At 55.0% G+C, this 23,049-nt stretch carries 22 protein-coding genes; 12 read left to right on the top strand and 10 right to left on the bottom strand.

From position 1 onward, the window contains the following. Positions 1-60: 60 nt before the first annotated feature. Positions 61-828, bottom strand: coding sequence for a TSUP family transporter (locus EV681_RS19055; protein WP_130304879.1), 768 nt, complete (start codon positions 826-828; stop codon positions 61-63). 233 nt (positions 829-1,061) lie between these two features. Here EV681_RS19055 and EV681_RS19050 point away from each other — a divergent pair, with 233 nt between their 5' ends. Next, positions 1,062-1,451 carry a SirB2 family protein gene (locus tag EV681_RS19050; protein WP_130304878.1) on the top strand — a complete coding sequence of 130 codons (390 nt, stop codon included), beginning with the start codon at positions 1,062-1,064 and terminating at the stop codon, positions 1,449-1,451. 67 nt (positions 1,452-1,518) lie between these two features. Here EV681_RS19050 and EV681_RS19045 read toward each other — a convergent pair whose 3' ends face one another. Together EV681_RS19045 and EV681_RS19040 are read right to left on the bottom strand one after the other, a co-directional pair. Further along, positions 1,519-1,989: a GNAT family N-acetyltransferase gene (locus EV681_RS19045; protein ID WP_242612324.1), complete on the bottom strand. Its 471-nt coding sequence runs from the start codon at positions 1,987-1,989 to the stop codon at positions 1,519-1,521. A gap of 17 nt (positions 1,990-2,006) precedes the next feature. After that, entirely contained in the window at positions 2,007-3,818 is a 1,812-nt protein-coding gene (locus tag EV681_RS19040) for an ABC transporter ATP-binding protein/permease (RefSeq protein WP_128396798.1), read from the bottom strand. A 204-nt stretch (positions 3,819-4,022) separates the two neighbouring features. Here EV681_RS19040 and EV681_RS19035 point away from each other — a divergent pair, with 204 nt between their 5' ends. From EV681_RS19035 to EV681_RS19015, 5 genes are all read left to right on the top strand, one after another. After that, positions 4,023-5,597 (top strand): TerC family protein, encoded by a 1,575-nt coding sequence (locus tag EV681_RS19035; RefSeq protein WP_130304877.1) that lies wholly within the window; start codon positions 4,023-4,025, stop codon positions 5,595-5,597. 323 nt (positions 5,598-5,920) lie between these two features. Then, positions 5,921-6,937, top strand: a complete 1,017-nt coding sequence (locus EV681_RS19030) for a sulfate ABC transporter substrate-binding protein (RefSeq protein ID WP_128396796.1) — start codon at positions 5,921-5,923, stop codon at positions 6,935-6,937. 25 nt (positions 6,938-6,962) lie between these two features. Beyond that, positions 6,963-7,799 (top strand): sulfate ABC transporter permease subunit CysT, encoded by an 837-nt coding sequence (cysT, locus tag EV681_RS19025; protein WP_128396795.1) that lies wholly within the window; start codon positions 6,963-6,965, stop codon positions 7,797-7,799. A 10-nt stretch (positions 7,800-7,809) separates the two neighbouring features. Further along, a complete protein-coding gene (gene cysW, locus EV681_RS19020; protein WP_130304876.1) occupies positions 7,810-8,721 on the top strand; it encodes a sulfate ABC transporter permease subunit CysW in 912 nt (303 codons plus the stop codon). Between the two features lie 99 nt (positions 8,722-8,820). Next, a complete protein-coding gene (locus EV681_RS19015; RefSeq protein WP_128396793.1) occupies positions 8,821-9,903 on the top strand; it encodes a sulfate/molybdate ABC transporter ATP-binding protein in 1,083 nt (360 codons plus the stop codon). A 547-nt stretch (positions 9,904-10,450) separates the two neighbouring features. Here the strand turns inward: EV681_RS19015 and EV681_RS19010 are convergent. The 5 genes from EV681_RS19010 to EV681_RS18990 all read right to left on the bottom strand — a co-directional run bounded on the left by EV681_RS19010 (position 10,451) and on the right by EV681_RS18990 (position 16,752). Then, positions 10,451-11,761 carry a sulfate adenylyltransferase subunit 1 gene (locus EV681_RS19010; protein ID WP_128396792.1) on the bottom strand — a complete coding sequence of 437 codons (1,311 nt, stop codon included), beginning with the start codon at positions 11,759-11,761 and terminating at the stop codon, positions 10,451-10,453. Positions 11,762-11,780: 19 nt separating this feature from the next. Beyond that, entirely contained in the window at positions 11,781-12,731 is a 951-nt protein-coding gene (gene cysD / locus EV681_RS19005) for a sulfate adenylyltransferase subunit CysD (protein WP_128396791.1), read from the bottom strand. Positions 12,732-12,783: 52 nt separating this feature from the next. Continuing rightward, positions 12,784-13,578 carry a phosphoadenylyl-sulfate reductase gene (locus EV681_RS19000; protein ID WP_130304875.1) on the bottom strand — a complete coding sequence of 265 codons (795 nt, stop codon included), beginning with the start codon at positions 13,576-13,578 and terminating at the stop codon, positions 12,784-12,786. Positions 13,579-14,034: 456 nt separating this feature from the next. Then, the gene (locus EV681_RS18995; protein ID WP_130304874.1) at positions 14,035-15,648 is read right to left on the bottom strand and encodes a GMC family oxidoreductase; all 1,614 of its coding nucleotides are present in this window, start codon (positions 15,646-15,648) and stop codon (positions 14,035-14,037) included. A 141-nt stretch (positions 15,649-15,789) separates the two neighbouring features. Further along, positions 15,790-16,752 (bottom strand): D-2-hydroxyacid dehydrogenase, encoded by a 963-nt coding sequence (locus EV681_RS18990; protein WP_128396788.1) that lies wholly within the window; start codon positions 16,750-16,752, stop codon positions 15,790-15,792. 92 nt (positions 16,753-16,844) lie between these two features. Between EV681_RS18990 and EV681_RS18985 the strand changes: the two genes are divergently transcribed. From EV681_RS18985 to EV681_RS18965, 6 genes are all read left to right on the top strand, one after another. Further along, entirely contained in the window at positions 16,845-17,669 is an 825-nt protein-coding gene (locus EV681_RS18985) for a ferritin-like domain-containing protein (RefSeq protein WP_130304873.1), read from the top strand. Positions 17,670-17,750: 81 nt separating this feature from the next. Continuing rightward, on the top strand, positions 17,751-19,004 hold the full coding sequence (locus EV681_RS18980) for a D-amino acid dehydrogenase (RefSeq protein ID WP_130304872.1): 1,254 nt from the start codon (positions 17,751-17,753) through the stop codon (positions 19,002-19,004). Positions 19,005-19,092: 88 nt separating this feature from the next. Continuing rightward, positions 19,093-19,224: a hypothetical protein gene (locus tag EV681_RS22785; RefSeq protein ID WP_278044096.1), complete on the top strand. Its 132-nt coding sequence runs from the start codon at positions 19,093-19,095 to the stop codon at positions 19,222-19,224. Between the two features lie 150 nt (positions 19,225-19,374). Then, complete coding sequence (locus EV681_RS18975; RefSeq protein ID WP_014751170.1) at positions 19,375-19,848, top strand: TM2 domain-containing protein; 474 nt, start codon at positions 19,375-19,377, stop codon at positions 19,846-19,848. A 65-nt stretch (positions 19,849-19,913) separates the two neighbouring features. Then, on the top strand, positions 19,914-20,417 hold the full coding sequence (locus EV681_RS18970) for a T6SS immunity protein Tdi1 domain-containing protein (protein WP_128396785.1): 504 nt from the start codon (positions 19,914-19,916) through the stop codon (positions 20,415-20,417). 43 nt (positions 20,418-20,460) lie between these two features. After that, positions 20,461-21,744, top strand: a complete 1,284-nt coding sequence (locus EV681_RS18965) for an amino acid deaminase (RefSeq protein WP_130304871.1) — start codon at positions 20,461-20,463, stop codon at positions 21,742-21,744. 164 nt (positions 21,745-21,908) lie between these two features. Here EV681_RS18965 and EV681_RS18960 read toward each other — a convergent pair whose 3' ends face one another. Then, entirely contained in the window at positions 21,909-22,874 is a 966-nt protein-coding gene (locus EV681_RS18960) for an acyltransferase family protein (RefSeq protein ID WP_130304870.1), read from the bottom strand. Beyond that, the coding region (locus tag EV681_RS22650) for a hypothetical protein (RefSeq protein WP_207227111.1) at positions 22,864-23,049 on the bottom strand (186 nt) is incomplete at its 5' end. The genes EV681_RS18960 and EV681_RS22650, both read right to left, overlap by 11 nt.

Raw genomic sequence — 23,049 nt, 5'->3', positions numbered from 1 at the left:
CAAATACAGGCCACTGCCCGATAAGACAAAACAATCATGGCGCCCCTGCCTGCTGCTGGCTCAACCCCAGAACCGCTGCAGCAGAAACCGAATAACCATGGCAAAACAAACCACCACGATCAGCGGTCGGATCAGGCGAGCCCCATGATTGACCGCCACCACCGAGCCCGATACCGATCCGATAATCTGGCCGCAGATCATGACCGCGCCAACGAGCCACAGCACCTGACCGCCAACAATAAACACCGCGACCGAGGCGACATTACTGGCAAAGTTGAACAAGCGTGCCGCCCCCGACGCCTTGACGATATGCATGCCGCGAAGTGTGATATTGGCCAGGGAAAAGAATGAACCTGCGCCCGGCCCGAAAAAACCGTCATAAAAACCAATGGCCGGCACCACGCCGAACTCAAAGGGCTTGGAACCGATGCGTGCGGCCCTTTCGGTCTGCCCCGCCGAGGGGGTCAGCAGAAAATACAGCCCAATGGCCAGCAGAACAAGAGGAATCAGGAAGTCGAGCACACTCGGATCGATCATCTGGATCAGCACCGTGCCCAGACACGCCCCCGTAAAAGACATCAGGGCGGGCACGCGCAATTGACGAAAATTGATGACGCCGCGGCGCATCATGGTCAGTGATGAGGCAAGCGTACCGACACTACCCTGCAGTTTATTGGTGGCCAGCACATTGAGCACCGGAAAGCCCATAAGCATCATGACCGGAATGACAATAAGCCCGCCGCCGCCGGCCAATGCATCCACAAAACCGGCCAGCATGGCCACAAAAAACAGAATGAGAAAAACATTCCAGCCCAGTTCTACTTCCATGTTGAACACCTGCTACCTTGAGCACCTGCTACCCCGTTCGGTCACACCAGCCTGACGGGATAGAAGACGAACAGGCCAGCGCTGCAACTATACCGGAATTTACGTTCATCCAAGGTAAAATGGGCGCAGCCATATTCACGGGAAAGCCTGGGGTTCGCTCAATTGATCACCAGGCCGACCTTTTACTCTCAATATATCTGCCGCAAGTCAGGTATTTACCAGGAAGCTGCCGTATGTCCGGTTATTTGATGGTCAAACATTCTCACATGACCCTCGCCATTCTGAGTCTGCTGTTTTTTATTTTGCGCGCCGGGTGGTCGATCTCGGGATCAGCGCTGCTGACGCGGCCGTTTGTACGTATCGCGCCCCATGTGATTGACACGCTATTGTTGGTCTGTGGCCTCTATCTGCTGGCTTTCATCGGCATGCAGGCATTCATTGTGGCCAAGCTGATCGGGCTGGTGCTCTATATCGGCCTGGGCACCATGGCGATCAAGCGGGCCCGCACTCGCGGACAAAAAGTCCTGTTTGCCGTGCTTGCAGTGCTCACGTTCATCTATATCATGGGCGCCGCTATCGCCCACAGCCCGTGGTCATGGCTAAGCCCCATGCTGGGTGCATAAGCGAGCAGTCTCCCGGTTCCTTGCCTATTGCTGAGTTTGTAGCCACACTGCCGGTCAAAAAACCCGGTCAGGCCAGTTGCAGGCTCATCGTGCGATGGGCAATACCGGCATCCATATAGACATCACCCTCGGCCACGAATCCGTAACGCGCATAAAATCCCATGGCATGAACCTGGGCGCTGAGCACCACCTCGGCATCGCCGCGCGCCCGCGCTGCCTGAATCAGGCGTTGCAATACCAGCCCACCAATGCCCGTGCCTCTTGCGACCTTGCGCACCGCCATGCGGCCGATATGGCCGTCAGGCAACAGCCGTCCGGTCGCTATCGGCCGGCGCTGCGCGTCATAGGCGACCGCATGAATGCATTGCGCATCCATCTCGTCCAATTCCAGTTCCGGCGGCACCTGTTGTTCAATCACGAACACTTCGTGCCGCACCGTTGATGCGTGGTCTTTGAGCGCGTCCCAGTTGTCCACGCGCAGCTGCGCCGCTGGGGTATTGTTCGCGTTGTCGGGCATATCGGGCTGTTCGTGTTCCATTATCATCTCCCCGGCAATCAGGCCTGCGCCGGTGCCGGCGGCGTCTCTATAGGGCGCGAGTACCAGGTCCCGTCACCGTTCAAATGCAACAGATGCGTGTGTTGCGGGATCAATGTGCTGCGGTGGCCGACGCTGATCAGTTTCAGATCTGGCAGGCGCTGGTGAACCAGACGGTACATGGCGTCTTCCAGGCCTTCGTCCATTGCCGATGTTGCCTCGTCAATGAAGGCGGCAGACGGCGCTGCCAGGAGCAAGCGGGCAAAGGCAACCCGCTGTTGCTCGCCCAGCGACAAGGTGTGCGACCAGCTGACGGTTTCCTCGATCCGCGATTGCAGATGAGCCAGGTGAACATCAAGCAGGGCCTGCTGCCCTTTTTCCAGGCCGTCGGCCGGCACCGCATGCGGGTAATAAAGGGCCTCTAGCAGCGATCCTTCCGGCACATACGGCTTCTGCGACAGGAACAAAATATCGTCCTCGGGACGCACGATCATGCCGCTGGAGTATGGCCACAGACCGGCCACGGCACGCAGTATGGTTGTCTTGCCCGAACCGGAAGGGCCTTGCAGCAGCCAGGACTGGCCTTTTTCCACGCGCAGGGACAGGTCGTTAACCAGCTCCTGGCCCAGCGGCGTGCGAATACTCACATCCTCAAGCAGAACCTTGTCGCCGTCCTGCCGGACATCGGGCAATGGCAAGGCGTCGGCATTTTCAATATTGGTGAGAAATCCGTGCAGACGATTCAACGTGGCCCTGTAGCCGGCAAAGGTATCGTACGCGTTACGGAAGAACGACAAATTGTCATGCAGCGTGCCAAACGCCTGGGCACTCTGGGTCATGGCGCCCAGCGTAATTTGCTCGGAGAAAAAACGCGGCGCCTGAATAATAAACGGAAAAATGACCGCAGTCTGCGAGACAAAAAAGTTGAACCCCTGGAACTTGACGCTTCGATGCACAATGGCCCAGACATTGCTGATAATCTGCTTGAAACGGCTCATCAGCTTGCCCATTTCGATTTTTTCGCCTTTGTAAAAAGCGATACTTTCGGCATATTCGCGCACGCGGACCAGGGAATACCGATAGTCCGCATTGAATTTTTCATCCAGGAAATTGAGCAGAATCAAGGGCCGGCCGATCCGGAAGGCAAATACCGTGGCGATCAGGATGTAAATAAACAGGGCAAAAACCATGCCTCGCGGAATGGTGACCCCTGCCAGCGTGATGTCGCCGGACAAGGTCCACAGGATAATGGTAAAGGCAACCGCCGAAACCAGGGAACTGACCACCCCCAGACACAGGTCCAGCGACACCGTCACAAAGCTGGAGATATCCTGCTGAATCCTTTGATCCGGGTTATCTGCCGGGGTACTGAGGTAGTGGGAACGGTAATAGCTGGTGTGCGACAGCCATTTGTTCAGGAAAACGCCATTGAGCGATTCGCGCCAGTTGATCGTAAAGGCTTGCTGCAGATAGAACGTAACCAGGGAGCGGATAATGTGGATACCGGCCAGAATGGTAAACACGCCCATCTGTATCCAGAAACTGGTCTCATCCAGTTTTTGCAGCGCCGTATACATGCTGTTGTACCAGTTGGAAAACAGCACACTGACGCGTACGCCTGACAGGCTGAGCAGCAGAATGACGCTGAACATCGCGATGGGACGCACTGAGCGCCGGGGATTGAAATAGTCGCCGGCCAGCTTCCAGAATTGCCGCCCCCAGTGGGTATAGCGGGTCAGCAGCCACCCGGTGGCCACGATAGCGACAAATGAAATCACATAGGCCTGTATAAGCCAGAAGGCACTATCCTTTAATTCCTGACCCCAGTCCATTCACACTCCTGTACCTGATTTGTGCACTGCACTGCGCGACCATCGGACGCAGCATTCCGCAAAAAAGAGTCACTTTACCTTAACTGGCGGGGATTCTGTCAATCACTGCGTGCATAAATGTAATAATTATTGCGCTCGCAAGGACCTGAAAACCCGAGGATTTATCTGCTACTATTTGATGATCTAAATAACTGGAGTCCCTTGATGGAGCTGTTGCTTGACCCAAATATATGGGTAGGCTTGATTACACTGATTGTTCTGGAGTTGGTGCTGGGCATAGACAACCTTGTCTTTATTGCCATTCTCGTCGATAAACTTCCCCCCAAGCAGCGTGACAAAGCTCGCATTACCGGACTTGCCCTGGCCCTGATCATGCGGCTCATGCTGCTGTCGGTCATGTCCTGGCTGATCAAACTGACCGCGCCGTTGTTTTCCATTTACGCGCTGTCATTCTCGGGCCGGGACCTGATCCTGATCTCCGGTGGTTTTTTTCTGCTATTCAAGGGTACCCTCGAATTGCACGAGCGACTTGAAGGCAAGACCAGAGCCTCTAGCGGCCCGCGCGTCTATGCCAGCTTTGGCGTGATTGTCACACAGATCATCGCCCTGGATGCCATCTTTTCCCTGGACTCGATTATCACCGCGGTTGGTATGGTCGATCATCTGCCGGTCATGTTTGCCGCTGTGATCATCGCCATGGCGGTCATGCTGGTTGCATCCAAGCCCTTGACCAACTTTGTCAACCAGCATCCGACCGTTGTTGTGCTGTGCCTGGGTTTCCTGCTTATGATCGGCTTCTCGCTGCTGGCCGAAGGTTTCGGCTTCAAAGTGCCCAAGGGCTATCTGTATGCGGCCATCGGCTTCTCTGTCATGATTGAAATCTTCAACCAGATCGCGCGCCATAGCATCAAGCGCACCGAAGCCACCCGCCCCATGCGCGAGCGTACGGCCGAAGGGATTTTGCGCATGCTGGGCAAACGCCCGCCCGATGAAGCGCATATGGAAAACCCTAACCAGGAAGCCGAACAACCCGTTGTTTTCGAAGACGAAGAACGGTATATGGTCAGCGGCGTGCTTACGCTTGCCGACCGCAGCATCCATTCGATCATGACGCCGCGTGCGGATATTTCATGGATCAACATAGAGGATGACATCAACAAGATCCGCGATGAAATCATCAACACGCCCCATACCTTCTTTCCGATCTGCCGCGGTGCGCTGGATGAAATAATCGGCGTCGGTCGGGCACGTGATCTGATTGCAGATATTCTTACCGAAGGCCGGATCAATGTCAAAAAACTGCGCAAACCGCTGGTGGTGCCCGAGTCCATCAACATCCTGACGCTGATCCAAACACTCAAGGAAAGTCGTGGCCAGTTGGTCGTAATCACCGACGAATTCGGCGCGATCGAAGGCCTGGTTACCCCGATGGACGTGTTCGAAGCAATCGCCGGTGAATTCCCGGACGAAGACGAAACCCCCGACATTGTGGAGCTGGGCGAAGGACGCTGGATGATCGATGGCGCCGCCGATCTGCGTCACCTGGAGCAGATCCTGAACATCGACGGACTGTACGACGACAACGAAGAAACCGCCACGCTTGCCGGCTACCTGCTGCGACAGTTTGATCGGCTGGCCGAGCCGGGCGATGTATTCGAACTGGAACATGGCCAGATCAAAACCGTCTTCAAGGTCGTGGCCCTGGACGGTCGTCGTATTGGCCAGGTTAGCGTCGAACAGCATCGTGAAAAAAACCCCGAAGAGTTGCTGGACATATAGCACGCGATATAGCGCACGGCCAGGTCCGTGCGCCCCTGACAACTAGTACATTGGTTTATAAACTTATTACCTGATTTTCCAAGCCCGCAATCGCGGGCTTTATTTTTTCATTCCTTTCTTCTGATCACAAACGAAATAAATCCAAGCGTGGCGCAGATCTTGCGGGCAAAGGTATATATCTGCAGCTTTACCGAACGCGCTTTTATATTGTTCAGATGCATATCATTATCAGAATTTAATCGTTCGTGTCGGCGGCCGGCTTCTCTACACTGAACTCACTTGCATTATTGCTTCCTTCCGATTTTGACAGACACAGGCCGCACATGACTACCCTTTCCACCCTTATTCGCAGCGTCTCAATTGCTGCCGTCTCGCTCTCCGCCCTTTTGTCTGCGGCGCAGGCCAAGGACCTCACCTTACTGAACGTCTCTTACGATCCCACCCGCGAACTGTATCAGGAAATTGATGGCATTTTCGCCAAGCAATGGCAGGAGAAAACCGGCGACAAGCTGACCATCAAGCAATCTCACGGCGGCTCGGGCTCCCAGGCCCGTTCCGTTGACAACGGCCTGGATGCCGATGTGGTCACCCTGGCGCTGGCAATCGACATTAACAATATCGCGCGCAAAAGCAAGCGTATCAACGCAGACTGGGAGACCAAATTCCCGCACAACAGCACGCCCTTCACCTCCACGATTGTGTTTCTGGTGCGCAAAGGTAACCCAAAGGGCATCCGCGACTGGGGCGACCTGATCAAACCGGACGTGCAAGTGATCACCCCCAATCCCAAGACATCGGGCGGCGCGCGCTGGAACTATCTGGCAGCGTATGCCTGGGCCAAGGCGCAGCCAGGGGGTACTGAAGAATCGGCGAAACAATACCTGAAAGACCTGTACAGCCACGTGCCTGTGCTGGACTCGGGCGCACGCGGCTCAACCCTGACTTTCGTGCAGCGCCAGATCGGTGACGTGCTGCTGGCCTGGGAAAACGAGGCCTTTCTGGCCCAAAAGGAATTGGGCAAGGGGCAGTTTGATATCGTCGTGCCTTCTCTGTCGGTACTGGCCGAGCCGCCGGTGGCCGTTGTCGACAAGGTGGTCGACAAGCGCGGCACCCGTGAAGTGGCCAGCGCGTATTTGAATTTCCTGTATACGCCCGAAGCGCAGCGCATCGCCATCAAAAATTTCTACCGCCCCACCGATCCGAGCCTGGCCGCAGAAGCAGGCAAGCTGTTTCCGCCGCTGAAAACCGTCTCCATTGCTGACCTGGGCGGCTGGGATGCAGCCAACCAAAAACATTTTGCCGACGGCGCTATTTTCGACCAGATCTATCTGAAGAAATAATGTCTTTTTCTATTAACGTGCTGCAATGACGCTGCTTAAAAAACAATATTCGGTATTGCCCGGCTTTGGAGTAACGCTGGGCATCACCCTTTTCTGGCTCAGCCTGATTGTGCTGATTCCGTTTGCCGTCCTGTTTGGCTGGGCGGCCCAATCCGGGGTCGAAGGCTTTCTAAAAACCATTTTGAACGAACGTGTGATTCACTCACTATATGTGACCTTCGGCACGTCGTTGATTGCGGTTCTGATCAATATCGTCTTCGGCCTGGTCACCGCCTGGGTATTGGTCAGATACACTTTCCCAGGAAAAAAGATCATCGATGCGTTTATCGACCTGCCCTTTGCTCTACCCACTGCTGTAGCCGGCATTGCACTAACGACCCTATATGCGCCCAACGGCCTGCTGGGCAGCCTGTTCGCCTCGCTGGGCATCCGGATTGCCTATACGCCAACCGGTATTGTCATTGCTCTGATCTTTATCAGCCTGCCGTTTATTGTCCGGACCATCCAGCCGGTACTGGAGGATCTGGAGCCAGAACTGGAAGATGCCGCCACCTGCCTTGGCGCCAATCGCTGGCAAATCTTTGCCAAGGTTATCTTCCCAGCCATTGCCCCGGCCCTGCTCACTGGCGCCGCCATGGCCTTTGCCCGGGCTGCCGGAGAATACGGCTCAGTGATTTTTATCGCAGGCAATATTCCCATGGTGTCGGAAATCACACCGCTGCTGATTACTGCCAAGCTGGAACAATCGGACTACACCGGTGCGACCGCGTTGGCCGTGCTTATGCTGATGATTTCCTTTCTGGTCCTGTTGCTGATCAATCTGGTTCAGCGCTGGAATAATCAACGTAACGGCATGAACTGAAGGCTGCAAGATGAACACCCATTTTCGCCGGACCGAAAAATCCTGGATACGCATTCTGCTGACGGCTATTGCACTTGTCTTCATTGTGCTGTTTATCGCCTTGCCCATGTTATTGGTATTTGCCGAAGCATTCAGCAGGGGCTGGGCCTTCTACCGGGACACCTTGAGCGAATCGGACGCCCTGTCGGCCATTTCCCTGACGCTACTGACGGCTGCCATTGCCGTGCCACTGAATGTCATTTTCGGCGTGGCCGCCGCATGGGCCATCGCCCGCTTCAATTTTCGCGGCAAGAGCTTTCTGATCACTTTGATCGATCTGCCATTCTCAGTGTCGCCTGTCGTTGCCGGTCTGATGTATTTACTGCTCTTTGGCAACCAGACTGCATTGGGCGTATGGCTGGATGCGCATGATCTGAAAATTATTTTTGCCGTCCCCGGTATTGTGCTGGCGACCACCTTTGTCACTTTCCCTTTTGTTGCCCGCGAACTCATTCCGCTGATGCAGGCCCAGGGCGCCGATGAAGAACAGGCCGCATTGGTGCTGGGCGCCGGCAGCCTGCAGACGCTATGGCATGTGACGTTGCCCAATATCAAATGGGGATTGCTGTACGGCGTGATCCTCACCAACGCCCGGGCCATGGGCGAATTTGGCGCCGTCAGCGTTATTTCCGGACACATACGAGGGGTCACCAATACCATCCCCCTGCACGTGGAGATTCTCTATAACGAATTCAATATCGCCGGCGCGTTTGTGTGCGCCTCGGTGCTGGCGCTGCTGGCCATCGTGACATTGATCCTCAAATCCATCATCGAATGGCGTCAGCACCGCTCTCACCAGCAATCGCTACGGCGCAGCGGCAACCCGGTGCAGGCGGCTGCCGATAGCCGCATCGGCGCTGCCACCGCGATAAATGCAACATGAGGCAAGCAGCCCCACTAGCGGTTTCGGCCAGCGCGGCTGCAGCTCGATTATTCACAATGCGGCGACCATCGCCCCTGCAAATAGAACAAGGAATTTATTGTGAGCATTGAAGTTCGTCATGTCACAAAAACGTTTGGTGACTTTACTGCACTGGCCGATATCAGTCTGCAGATCCACAGCGGCCAATTGCTGGCGCTGCTGGGGCCGTCTGGCTGCGGTAAAACAACGCTGCTCAAAATCGTGGCCGGACTGGAACAAGCCGATTCAGGTCAGTTGCTGTTCGAGGGGGTCGATGCCACCGACAAGCACGTCACCGAGCGCGGCATCGGCTTCGTATTCCAGCACTATGCGCTATTTCGCCACATGACTGTATTCGATAATATTGCTTTCGGGCTGAACGTCAAGCCACGGCGTATCCGGCCATCGAAAGCACAAATTCACGACAAGGTGCATCGTTTGCTGAAAATGGTGCAACTGGACTGGCTGGCCGACGCCTATCCTAGTCAGTTGTCCGGCGGACAGCGTCAGCGGATCGCACTTGCCCGCTCGCTGGCCGTCGAACCGCAAGTGCTGTTGCTGGACGAACCCTTTGGGGCGCTGGATGCCCGGGTTCGCAAGGATCTGCGGCGCTGGCTGCGGCAATTGCATGACGAGATCCATCTGACCAGTATCTTCGTCACGCATGACCAGGAAGAAGCGCTGGAAGTCTCTGATCGGGTCGTCGTCATGAACCATGGCCGGATAGAGCAAGTGGGTACGCCCGACGAGATCTATGAACATCCGGCCAGCGCATTTGTCACCCAGTTTCTGGGCGACGTCAATCTGTTTCACGGTCGCATCCAGGATGAACAATTCACCCGGGGAGACTATGCTCAACCCCTGGCGCCGGGCAATATCCAAGGCAACATCGGCGACGAAGTGACTGCCTACATCCGCCCGCACGATATTGAACTGACCCAGGACGCCAGCAATGCACTGGACCGGGGAACGATAGAACATGTGCATGCCATCGGCCCGGTTGTGCGGCTGGAACTTGCTCGCGCAGGCTCTGCCGACCCCATTGAAGTGGTGATGACGCGCGAACGTTACCGGCTGCTCGGATTGAACCCGGGCGACACCGTTTATGTCAAGCCGCGGAAAATGGCCGTCTTTACCCGAAACAAAACATCGGCTGCCGCTTGAATATTCGAGCGGCTTTATCCGATCCGGTGATATCCCGGACGGCGCCGGCAGCGCAGTTGCAGCGCGCTCTAATCCGGCACAAATTGAGACAACAAACCTGGGCAAGCCGACAACAGCGCCGCAGGGTCTGAGCAATTGGTGTTCTTGCTTATAAAGCAAAATAGATTCTTTGAATACATTACCGTGGCCGGGCCAAGCTCGTAGCGGTTTTATACTGTTATCACCCTGGTGCCCGCTTGCAGCTATGCGCTCTGAGTCCTGAGGTCAATTCCAGATTGCTACGCCCGCGTTTGATACTGGCTATAGTATTTGTCACGCCTTATGAGCACTCATCTGGGACCAATAGGGACCTGGGCAAAAAAAGCACCGCCAAAGGTTGACTATTGAGTCCAACGTCTGGGGTGCCGTTCAAAATAGAACCGGTTTTTTCAAGCCATTTTTTACAATGTACTGGTGCTACCATACCCGAGCGGCAGCGTGTCTGTCATGCACGCTGCAGATGCGTTAATCATGCGCCCTGCAGGATAAACCCCGGCCCAAAGCGCTATCAGGCCGGTGCCGCCACTGCCTTGATGATGCCGGCCGCAACCGTGTTGTTGCTGACCTCGTCAATCAGAATAAAGGATCCGGTGACGGCGTTGTCATCATAGCTGTCGCTCACCAGCGGCTTTTGCAGCGTGAGCTGGACCTCACCAATATCGTTCAGGCGCAATTGATCGCTGCCGGTTTCGCTGAGCAGTGTTTTTACATCCAGCACTTTATTGATGCGGTTGATCCTGACCGGAATGCTGGCAAATGTATGACGCAACAGGTACTTGCGTTTGAGTTCCAGCGGGTCGGCATCAAACCAGCAGAGATCTGCATGGATATCACGCGTCGCCTCGATCTGCGCGTCAGCAGAAACAAAGATATCACCCCGCGACACATCGATATCCCGGTCCAGGCTGATTGTCAGAACGTCGCCCGACACCGCAGTGGATACTTCGCCGTCCGGGCTCAGTATTTCCTTGACGATACCCGTCTGGTTGCCAGGCAGCACCCTGAGCGTCTGTCCGACAGAGATCCGCCCGCCGGCAACTTTGCCCATATAGCCGCGAAAATCATCTGCCTGGCTACCATCCTGGCGCACGACCAGTTGCACCGGAAACCGCAGAGCCGCAGGGTTACTCTCGCCTGGCTGGGCCAGCTCTAGCGACTCCAGTATCGACAGCAGCGGTTGCCCTTGATACCAAGGCATGTTTTCGCTGCGCGTGACGACATTGTCGCCTCCCAGTGCCGACACCGGGATGTAATGCACGTCAGTCAGGCCAAGTTGAGTGGCCAATTGTGCATAGGCATCACAGATTTTCTCAAACCGTTGTTGATCGAAACCGATCAGATCCATTTTGTTGACGGCCACCACGATATGCCTGATGCCAAGCAACCGCAACAAAGCACTGTGCCGGCGGGTTTGCGCCAGCAAAGTCACATTGTCCTGCGCATCCAGGGCACGCACCGGGTCAATCAGCACCACGGCAGCATCGGCTGTCGAAGCACCGGTTACCATATTACGCGTGTATTGTTCGTGGCCTGGCGTATCGGCAATAATGAACTTGCGCTTTGCTGTCGAAAAGTAGCGATAGGCAACATCAATCGTAATACCCTGCTCCCGTTCTGCTTCCAGCCCGTCGGTCAGCAGTGAAAAATCAATCTGCTCGCCAATCGTACGCTTGTGTTTGGCATTGCGCACAGCCAGCAACTGATCGCTTAACACCGCTTTGCTGTCAAACAGCAACCGTCCGATAAGCGTACTTTTCCCATCATCGACCGAACCTGCGGTAATAAAGCGCAACAGTCCGTTTGTATTTTCATTTGTCATATATGTGATTCCTGGCTATTCAGAAATAGCCTTCTTTTTTGCGTTTTTCCATGGATGCTTCGCTAAGCTGATCATCCATGCGCGTAGCCCCTCTTTCGGTAATCTCGGCGATGGCCGTTTCCCGGATAATATCTGCCGGTGTAGCAGCCGTGCTGGCGACCGGGCAGGTGCAACTGATATCGCCGACCGTTCTGAAGCGGACACTGACCACTTCGCTGCGCTCGGTTTCCTGCTTTGGCGTCAGCGGCGTAACAGGGACCAGCATGTCATTGCGACGTACGATCTCCCGATCGTGTGCGTAATAAATATCGGGCAGGGCCAGATTTTCCTGTTCGATGTATTGCCAGATGTCCAGCTCAGTCCAGTTCGAAATGGGGAACACGCGAATCTGCTCGCCTGGATGAACACGGGCGTTATACAGTTCCCACAACTCCGGGCGCTGCGCCTTGGGATCCCATTGGCCGAACTCATCGCGAAAGGAGAAAATACGTTCCTTGGCCCGGGCTTTTTCTTCGTCACGCCGCGCCCCGCCCATGAGCGCATCAAAGCCATGCGCTTCAATCGTTTCGAGCAGCGTCACGGCCTGCGCGGCATTGCGCGAATCCGTGACACGACGCAGCTTGACGGTTCCCTTGCGAATGGAGTCTTCCACGTGCCCCACTACCAGCGTGAATCCGTGCTGTGCGACCAACTCATCCCGAAAGCGGATGACTTCCGGAAAATTATGGCCGGTATCAATATGGACCAGCGAAAAAGGCAATGATGAAGGCCGCTTTCCGAGGCGAAACGCCTTGCGGGCCAGGTGCAGCATGACCACCGAGTCTTTGCCGCCCGAAAACAGCAAGGCGGGTGACCGGCTTTGCGCATAGACTTCCCGAATAATATAAATGGACTCGGCTTCAAGGCGCTTCAAATGCCCGGTATGCAGATGAGCCGGGTGATGATTGATCGAACCGGATAATGTATCCATAGCCAATGTGTTTCCCTGATAATGTGTTTGTCTCATTGCCGCTGCAGCAATGTCAATTGTGAACGTGCAGACCGCATTCGCGGCTGTCCTGGTTTTCCCACCACCAGCGACCGGCACGCGGGTCTTCTCCCACACGGATCGCCTTGGTACAGGGATCGCAGCCGATACTTGGATACCCCTGGTAATGCAATGCGTTTACCGGCACCGAATATTGCTCCACATACGCCCAGATTTCCTGCTCGGACCAGTCAAATAGTGGGTTGTATTTGCTGATCCCTCGGGCCTCGTCCTGTTCATGCAAATGCAGATCACTGCGCGTGACTGATTGTTCACGACGCTGGCCGGTGATCCAGGCGTCGGCATTGGCCAGTGCAGCCGCCAGCGGCACTACTTTGCGAATGTCACAGCACTGGCGACGCGCCTGCAAACTTTCGTAAAAACCATTCATACCGAACTGATCGACATACGCCTGCACGGCCGATTGATCGGGTGTATAAATAGCCAGTCGTGTACCGTAACGGGTCTGGATCTGGTCCAGCAGCGTAAGCGTTTCTGCCGGCAGACGGCCGGTCTCCAGTGTGAATATATCGATATGCGCGGCGATATCCTGATATTGTTCGCTTTGTCCTGCCTCACGTAATATCACGTCTGTAATAACCATATCTTCCGCCGACAGACTGGAGGCCAGGCGCGTGTGCTGGTGGGTTCGCGCGATATCAAGCAGGCGTTCCCGCAACTGCCGGTATTTTTCGTCCAGTGCAGCCGAATCAATAGCACGCTTTGGCGGCGCCCACAGGATCGGGCGTTCAAAAACCGATGCTTGCGTTTGCGCAGAGTGAAAAGCCATAATTTATCCGTCCAAGGTGTAGTGCTGCACCCGATATGCGGGCCAGCCTACTTCGATGAGGCTTTATCTTATCGGCTCGTCTCAGGATTCAGAACGAATAAATATGTCTTTATTTATAGATCGTGGATATAAACCCGGATGCAAAAGCGGTGCTGTGGTTGTAACGATGGCGCGCATGCCCGCTGCGCCCGAAGGCCTGGCATGTGCATGGTCGGGGATCGGCAGTGCCTGTTATTTCAGACAGGCATGTTCATATAGGCAAATAATATAAGTGACTGCACAAAGGCAGTCAGACGATAGCCGGTAAGTGACAATATACCTGGACCTGTTTATTGATTATTAATTATTATTGATTAATGATTATTGATATACCCAGGTGCGCCTATCGGACGCCACGATTTGCTGCGGTCTGAACAAAACCCGGTTGTTTGGCACCCCGCCCAGACGGACGCGCCGTCAGCGAGCGGCCAATATCAGCTGGGCGCCTTTTTCGGCAATCAGCATGGCCGGCGCGTTCGTATTTCCCGAAGTGATGGTTGGCATGACAGAAGCATCGATCACACGCAGCCTGTTGACCCCATGCACGCACAAATTGGCGTCGACCACAGACATGTCATCGGCGCCCATCTTGCAGGTGCCCACCGGGTGAAAAATGGTCGTGCCGATATCGCTGGCCGCCCTTATAAGATCGTCGTCGGTCTTGGCCAGCGGGCCCGGCCGGAACTCCTGAGGCGTATATTTTTCTAGCGCAGCCTGATCGGCGATACGCCGTGTCAGTCGGATGCTCTCCAGGGCAACCTGGACATCTTCGTCGGTGCTCAGATAATTGCACAGAATATCAGGCCGGTCTTCAAGCGACGGAGACACAATGCTCACCATACCGCGGCTGGTTGGCCGGATGTTGCATACAGAGGCAGTAAAGGCAGGAAACGGATGCAGGCCGTCGCCGAATTTTTCCAGCGATAGCGGCTGTACATGATATTCGACATTGGCGCGTTGTTGCCTGGGAGAAGAACGCGCGAAAATACCCAGTTGTGACGGCGCCATCGTCAACGGCCCCTTTTTCATAAAGGCATACTGCAGGCCCATGTAGGCTTTGGCTAGCGGTGACTGCATCATCGTATTGAGCGTGCGCACCTTGTTTACCTTGTATATCATGCGCAACTGCAGATGATCCTGCAGGTTGCGTCCCACCCCCGGCAAATGATGAACCAGCGGGATGCCCAGCGACTTCATGAGATCGCCTGCCCCCACACCGGAGCGCTGGAGAATTTGCACCGAGCCGATGGCACCGGCGCTGAGAATGACTTCACGGCGGGCATTGGCATGGAAAAAATGATCGTTATGGCGAAAGCGCAAGCCCTGGGCCGTGCGGTCTGTAAAGTTGACCCGGTCGATCATTGCATTTGTGATAACGGTAAGGTTGCTGCGCTCCTTGATCGGCTTCAGGAATGCCGTGGACGCACTGAAACGCACACCTTTTTTCTGGGTAACGTGAAAATAAGAAGAGCCTTCATTATCGCCACGATTGAAATCATCTATTTGGGCAATGCCCGCCTGTTCGGCTGCCTGGCGAAAGGCATCCAGGATATCCCAGCGTAAACGCTGCTGCTCGACACGCAGCTCGCCCCGGCCACCATGGAACGCCGTATCGCCCAGGTAATGATGTTCGAATTTTTTAAATAGCGGCAGCACGTCGTCCCAGCCCCAGCCCGGGTTGCCGGCGTCGCGCCAGCCATCGTAATCCTCTTTTTGCCCACGCATGTAGATCATGCCATTGATGGCGGAACTGCCACCAAGCACGCGGCCTCGCGGATAGGCAATACTGCGGCCGTTGAGCCCGGCGTCGGGATGCGTGGTAAAGCACCAATCGGTATTAGGGTTGCCGATGCAATAGAGATAGCCGACAGGAATATGCAACCAGCGCCATTTATCGTCACCGCCGGCCTCCAGCAGCAGCACTTTGCAGGAAGGGTCTGCAGACAAGCGGTTGGCCAGCAGGCAGCCGGCCGAACCGGCACCTGCAATGATGTAGTCAAAGTCGCCATATAGCGTTGTTGTTTCTGCCATGCTCCCACTCTGCTTATTATTATTTGCTGTACGGATAGTTCCGTATCCTGATCATTATTGAAAATATTCAGCGTTATGACAACGCGTATTTCTACCTATTAAAGGTATAAGCTGTAAGCACACGCGACTGATGTATCCGAATCAAACCTGATTGCGGATATCGTTACGGACGAACGCATTGATGTTGTCCACCAACTGGTCCGCCAGCGATTGAATCGCCTGGCGGCTGGCCCAAGCGACATGCGGTGTCAGGATAAAATCCGGTCGGTTCATCAGGCGCATGAATGGATGCGTATCGGGCATGGGTTCCTGGGTCACGACATCAAAACCCGCGCCGCCGATACTGTTGTTTTCCAGGGCGTCTGCCAGTGCGGCTTCGTCCACCAGGCCACCTCTGGCCGTGTTGATCAAAATAGCGGTCGGTTTCATTTTCGCCAACTCTGCCGCGCCAATCATATGACGGGTTGCCGGGGTCAGCGGCAGGTGCAGGGAGAGGATATCAGCCTGTGCGATTACCTCTTCAAAGGGAGTATGCGTTTGCTTTACGTCTGTCTCTCCCTTGCGAGCGGCAAACAGCACCTTCATGCCCAATGCCTGGGCACGGCTGGCAACCGCACTGCCAAGCGCGCCGGAACCGAAAATACCGATAGTGCTATCGGCCAGATCGCTGACCGGATAATCAAAATAGCAAAACTGGCCGCTTTGCGCCCAGCGTCCCTGACCGACCGAACGGTGATAGGCAAGCAAACTGCGCCGCAGTGCGAAAATCAATGCGAGTGTATGCTCGGGCACGGTATTGACCGCATAGTTGCGAATATTGGTCACAACAATACCCTTGCTGCGGCATGCTTCAATGTCAACGATATTGGTCCCGGTGGCTGCCACTGCCACCAGTTTGAGCTCGCTGGCCTGCGCCACGTCTTGCGCCGAAACCGGCACCTTGTTGGTAATCACGATTTGCGCGTTCCGAATCCGCTGGGCAACGTCGGCCGGCGCGGTCTGGTCGTAGGCGGTCACTTCATGCTCGAACTCAAACGCCTTGAGCGCGATAAAATCGGGCAACGTGGCCCGATCCAGAAAGACAATGCGAGCAGAAGAAGACATGAGTTTTCCTGTGAAAGTCAAAACAAGACTATACCATTGCCTGCCATTGACTAAAATAGAGGTTTTGGTAAACCCGTTGTTTGTAAACCGACATGCCCTCTCCTGTCACGTGCTCTGCTGTCACGTCTGCTGTGTACCCATCGCTTCGTCAGGCCGCACTGGATGCCCTGGCCGAGCCCGACCCCTGCAAAAAAATCACCGCTGTTGACCAGTTGGTATCCACCCTGCCCGTGTGCGCCGATCTGATCCTGCAACCGACGCGGCCACTGCCGGGTCGTCCGCAACGGCCGCAATTGGTGGACCCGCGCGAGGTATCGATACGCTCGACGCAGACGCAACAGGGAAAAGCGGCGCTCATGCATTCCATTGCCCATATTGAATTTAATGCGATCAACCTGGCGCTGGATATCATCTGGCGCTTTCCCGGCATGCCCGATGATTTCTACTACGACTGGCTGCAGGTCGCCCGGGAAGAGGCCTATCACTTTTCACTCGTGCGGGGGCACCTGGCCTCGTCGGGCTATCAGTATGGCGATTTTGCGGCCCATAATGGTTTATGGGACATGGCCGAAAAAACCGCCGACGACATTCTGGCCAGGCTTGCATTGGTGCCCCGCACCCTGGAGGCGCGCGGCCTGGATGTATCCCCGGCTATTCAGAACAAGTTGCGGGCCGTCAACGACAACCGCGGCGTTGATATTCTGGATATTATCCTGCGCGATGAAATCGGCCATGTCAAAACCGGCAATCGCTGGTATCTGTACTGCTGCGAGCAGCAAAACAAGGAGCCCGTTGCCGCTTATGCAGCACTGATCGATACCTATCGCGTTGGCAAGCCTCGCGGGCCCTTTAATGTCCAGGCTAGAATGGCGGCCGGATTCACCCAGGCCGATATTGACTGGCTGAATTCCTTATAATTGCATTATTGGTCTTCACTGGCCGGCCTGATCCGGGCCTTGGCAATAGAACCAATGCCTTTTCATACTGACGGAAAAATTATGGACGTTCTGGTACTCGGGGCCGGCATCATCGGGCTGACAACTGCTTACTATCTCAACCGGGACGGCTTTAACGTCACTGTGATTGAGAGAAACAACGATGTTGCGCTGGAGACCAGCTTTGCCAACGGGGCGCAACTGTCATACAGTTATGTTGCGCCACTGGCTGGTCCGGGCGTCATGAGTCATGTACCCAAATGGCTGCTGGATCGCAACTCGCCCCTGCGTTTTCGTCCCAGCCTGGATCCTGCCACCCTGTGCTGGAACGTGCGTTTCGTCAAAGCCTGCAATGCGGCTCAAAGTAACCAGACGACGCGCGAACTGCTTGCGCTGTCATTTCTCAGCCGCGACCTGTATCACCAAATGATGCAACAGGAGGCCATCTCCTTTGACCATAAGCGGGCGGGCAAGCTGGTCGTGCATCGCAGCCGCGATTCTTTCGAGCATGCCGTCGAACAACTGGACTTTCAACGTTCATTGGGCTGCGAGCAACGCGCCATGTCTGTCGAAGAATGCCTATCGCTGGAGCCGGCCCTGCTGCGTATGCGGGATCACCTGAGCGGCGGCATCTTTACCGAAAGCGAAGAAAGTGCAGACTGCTTCCAGCTTGCCGTAGCCTTGAAAAATATTTTGCAGCAGCGCGGCGTCACCTTCCGGTTCAATACCACCGTCAGCCGACTTGCGGCAGACAGCAATCGCAAGGTGAGCGTGCAGACAACGGCCGGAGAACACCTGACTCCGGATCATATTGTGGTGGCACTGGCATGCGACAGCACAGCGCTGCTCAAACCGCTGGGCATTGCGGTACCGGTCAGTCCACTCAAAGGGTACAGCCTGACCGTGCCTATTGAGCGAGCTGCCGACGCGCCGATGGTCAGCATTACCGATTATGAACGCAAGGTCGTCTATGCAAGACTGGGAGAGCGCCTGCGCATCGCCGGCATGGCCGACATGGTGGGCTTAAACCGCCGCATCGATACCTCGCGTATTGAAGCGCTCAAGCAGGAAGCCCGCAATTTGTTTCCCGACGCGGGCAATTATGATCTGGCCACGCTTTGGACCGGGCTGCGCCCGGCTACGCCAAAAGGCAAACCCATTATTGATGCAACCCGTTATGGTAACCTGTGGCTCAATATTGGCCAGGGAGCCCTGGGCTTTACCCTGGCGCCGGGGTCTGCAAGCGTGCTCAGCCATTTGCTGCGCGGCCAGGCGCTGCCCTTTGGCAAAAACGTATTTACACTGGCCGATGCGTAAGCGCCAGACGCAGACGGTATAAAGAACGACTTGGCCATGTACCTGCCCATTGTGCTCACTGGCGCCCGGCCTGCCACAGCGAACGCCCATGGCCTTGGCAATATACCGCTGGCTGGCCAGTGATGGTTCCAGTCAGGTTAAGGATGCCAGTCCAGGGCGCATGCAGTATTTGTACCCGAAACGCAATGAAGCATCCATGCACCCAACCATCCTGGCCTAACCTTGTTTTTATGCGAATATATCCTTATCTAACATTCGCTTATCTAACGTTTACTGACTCAGATTTACTGCCTCATTAACCCGCGTCCGTCATGCGATTTCGCAATGCAAATCCCAAACGGTCGTTTAGTGCCCACCGAGACCCGCTGCCATGCTCCAGAAAATTCTCCTGCCCATTATCGTCTTTATCATTGTCCTGATCGGCCTGACCTTCGGCGAAGGCGTGTTCACCGCGCTGGCTGTGTGGCTGCATGACATCACTGGTCTGGTCATCTATAACTTTTCCGACCTGTATTACACCGTTTCCGAATACGTCTCCCGCCATCCCGTCAAGATACTTGTCGCCCTGGTGGTGACGGCGATCGTGTGCATCTGGATATACAAGAACAAGGATGAAGAACTGACCCGCCAGGCAAGCTCCCGTAAAATAGCCATTTTTCTGGCGATTTTCCTGGGTTGGCTGGGCGCACATCGTTTTTATAACGGCCAGATAGGTATGGGGCTGCTGTATCTGATTATCAGTTTCATCTGGTTGCCTCTCACAGTATTTCTGAGCCTGATCGATGCGGTAAGATATATTTTCATGAATGACGAAGAATACCGTCTGCGCATTCAATCGTCATAATAACCACGCGGCAGGGACGCAGGCGGCCCGACACTTCTGCCACGCCAACGACGCAAGGAGCGCACGTGAATCTGAACGACCTGACCATTGCCACGGACAATCTTGATCAGCCGAGGCTGCTGAATCACTGGCAATGGCTGCTGCCAGATCAGGTCGAAGTGCTGCTTGTCACCAAAACGGCAGACTGCTTTTTGCTTGAACCTGAAACCGGTCATATTCTGTTTCTGGACACCAACGACGGTGAACTGGAGCACATTGCCTCGGACTTTGATGAGTTTCGCACGGTGCTTGCCGATCCCGAATTCATTACCGATTATTTTTCGCTGCTGCTGATGGCGCCGTTGCTGGAAACTCCGTTACCTGAAAATGCCGTTTTTGCACTTGCCACACCGCCAGTGCTGGGCGGATCGTTCGAAACCGACGAACTCACGCTGGTTGATATTTACCAATATTTCGATGAAATGGGCGCGCTCTGGCAAAAACTGAGCCAGATCGAACTACCTGACGACGCTGCCAATGAACCAGGTTCAGCGTCGGATGGCGATATCGACAGCAAAAAATCAGAATAGAAATCGACACCAACCGTTGCAGCGCATTAAGCAGGACAAAGAGATGAGTGATCCCCTTTCAATACAGGCGTGCACGCTAAAGCATTTTCCAGCAGAACTTGGCACGACGGCACCTGAGGCCTTTGCCGCCGCCCGGCTTAACGTTTATGACAATGCCTTTGCCTTCCCGTTGGCGGTGCTGAACCAGCCGGCGCTGGAACATAACTTGCAATGGATGCAGCGTTTTGCCCGCGACAAGGGTGTTAGCCTAGCTCCGCATGGCAAAACCACGATGTCGCCCGAACTGTTTGACCAGCAGCTTGCCGCCGGCGCCTGGGGCCTGACCTTTGCTACCCTGTTTCAGGCCCAGACCGGCATCCGGGCCGGCGCCAGGCGCATTATTATTGCCAATCAGGTAATTTGCGACGCCGACTTGCGCCAGTTACAGTCGCTTTTGCAAATGCATCCCGACCTGCAAGTGTGGTTTCTCGTCGATTCAATGGAACAGGTCGGTTATATCGAAGCCTGGGCGAAGCGTTACGGCGATAGCAACCCGCAGCGACCTGTACGCTTTGACTGCCTGCTGGAAATCGGTATTGCAGGCCAGCGCACAGGCTGCCGTGAATTTGAGCAGGCCCTGGCGCTGGCCCGCTGCGTACACCAATCACCCGTACTCGCGCTGGGCGGCATCGAATGCTATGAAGGGAACCTGGCGACCGATACAGAAAAAGACAAGCCGGCCGTTGATGCACTCATGAGCCGCTGCGAGGCGGTCGCGCGGGCCTGCGAGCAACAGCAGTTGTTCGATAGCGATGAAATCATTATCTCGGCTGGCGGCTCAGCCATTTTCGATCTGGTCGTCCCCGGTCTGAAAATCAGCCTGAACCGACCCGTACGAGGCGTACTGCGCTCGGGATGCTATATCACCCACGATCATGGTGTCTACCAGCGCCATCTGGCCAAAGTGCAGGAGCGCGAGCACCTGCAGGAAAGCTTGCGCCCTGCCCTGGAGGTATGGACCATGGTGCAGTCAGTGCCGGAACCCGGGCTGGCCCTGCTTACCTGCGGCAAACGGGACATTTCCTATGACCTGACGCTGCCATTTGTCACAGGGTACGCGCCGGTCGGTGAACGGGTTCGCAGCGCGCCAGGCGCAACCTGGCAGATCACGGGCCTCAATGACCAGCACGCCTATTTACATTTTGACGCTGCCGGCCCTGCTCCGGTTGTGGGTGACAGGATTATTCTGGGTATCTCTCATCCCTGCACCACATTCGATAAATGGAAATGGATGCCTGTTATTGACGACAACGGCCAGGCGCGGTCCTACATTACCACGCGCTTCTGAATCCTGCCTGCTCGCTTATATTGCGTCTTGTTGCGGCTATGTAGAAAATAGCTGCCTGCTGCCGTGCATCCATATCTGCGCAAGCAATTATCCTGCCGGACTGTGGCTATACGTAGCAACCGACAGGCTGCCACGCGCGATGCGTTCCATGTGAAAGGTGGCTATCAGAACAGAATATTCCACCTGCGATCAGACCAGACCAGCAGTGCAGACACAATCGTACTGGCAAACATCACCATGACAAACAGTGGCGTGCCCTGCTCCATCCAGCCTGTGTTTAGCAAAATATTGATAAAGAATACGTGCGTCAGATAAATGGCTGTAGAAAGCTTGGAGAGAAAGTCTGTATTCAGTCTTGCTGAGCGGCTGTGAAAGAAAAGGAACAGCAGCGGACATAGCACCAGCAGAGAAAGGTACATATCCACACCGGCTTTGGCAGGATGCAGAAAATAGTGCACGGAGCTTTCCGCTACCAGCAGCATGACTGACGCGAATATGGCGCACAGCAATTGCGGATCACGCCGAGGCAGTTTATGCAGGCGGTGTTTGGCGATCAGGTACCCGATCGCAAACAGGGGAAAGCCAAAGAAAAGAAAGTTGCGGAAAATCCAGCCGGAATTCAACAGGTACCCCGGCACCCCTTCTTCGATCGGCGCATAATTGCCAAGTGCCTGCAACACATAGCCCACAACGAACAACGCTACCGCAGAGATAAGAATGTACTTGTCACTGCGCCTGCGCACTACATACAATACCGCCCCGGCGCCAAGGGTACCCACCAGGTACCATAAATGATGATAACCAAATACCAGCTTTTCCAGCAGGCCAATCTGATCACGGGCCAGCTCCCAGTGTACCGGCCAATAGAACGGCAAATACAGCAACATCCAGATACCGTACAACACAGCCAGGCGTTTGGCCCAATTGGTAAAGGAACGATTTCGGGCTATCAACGGATAGAAGTAAAAACCATTGATGATAAAGAAGGTCGGCACCGCAATGCGAAGCAGCCCGTTCACGAAGATGTAATTAAGATACTCGGCAGTCTCGGTAAACAACGATGCGTGCAGAGCGACCACCATCATTGCCAATGCTATCTTCAGGCCATCTGTTCCCGCGTTACGCTGCATGTATCATCCTCTTTTGAATCATATATTGTAACGATTCGAGGCGGTCAAGGCATGAAGGATGCCTACCAATTGCTGTTGAATGGTAAGCGTCCGGTAAACCCATCTTGAATATCAGCGACAGATCGTAGAGGATTGAATCTCCATCAGGTTCTTGGTGGAGTAATTCATCCCAGTA

Origin of the sequence: Advenella incenata (assembly GCF_004217095.1) — a bacterium.
In the GTDB taxonomy this organism is placed as follows: Bacteria; Pseudomonadota; Gammaproteobacteria; order Burkholderiales; family Burkholderiaceae_B; genus Advenella; species Advenella incenata.
The sequence above is the reverse complement of the archived record's forward strand: the minus strand, read 5'-3'. Positions and strand labels throughout refer to the sequence as shown.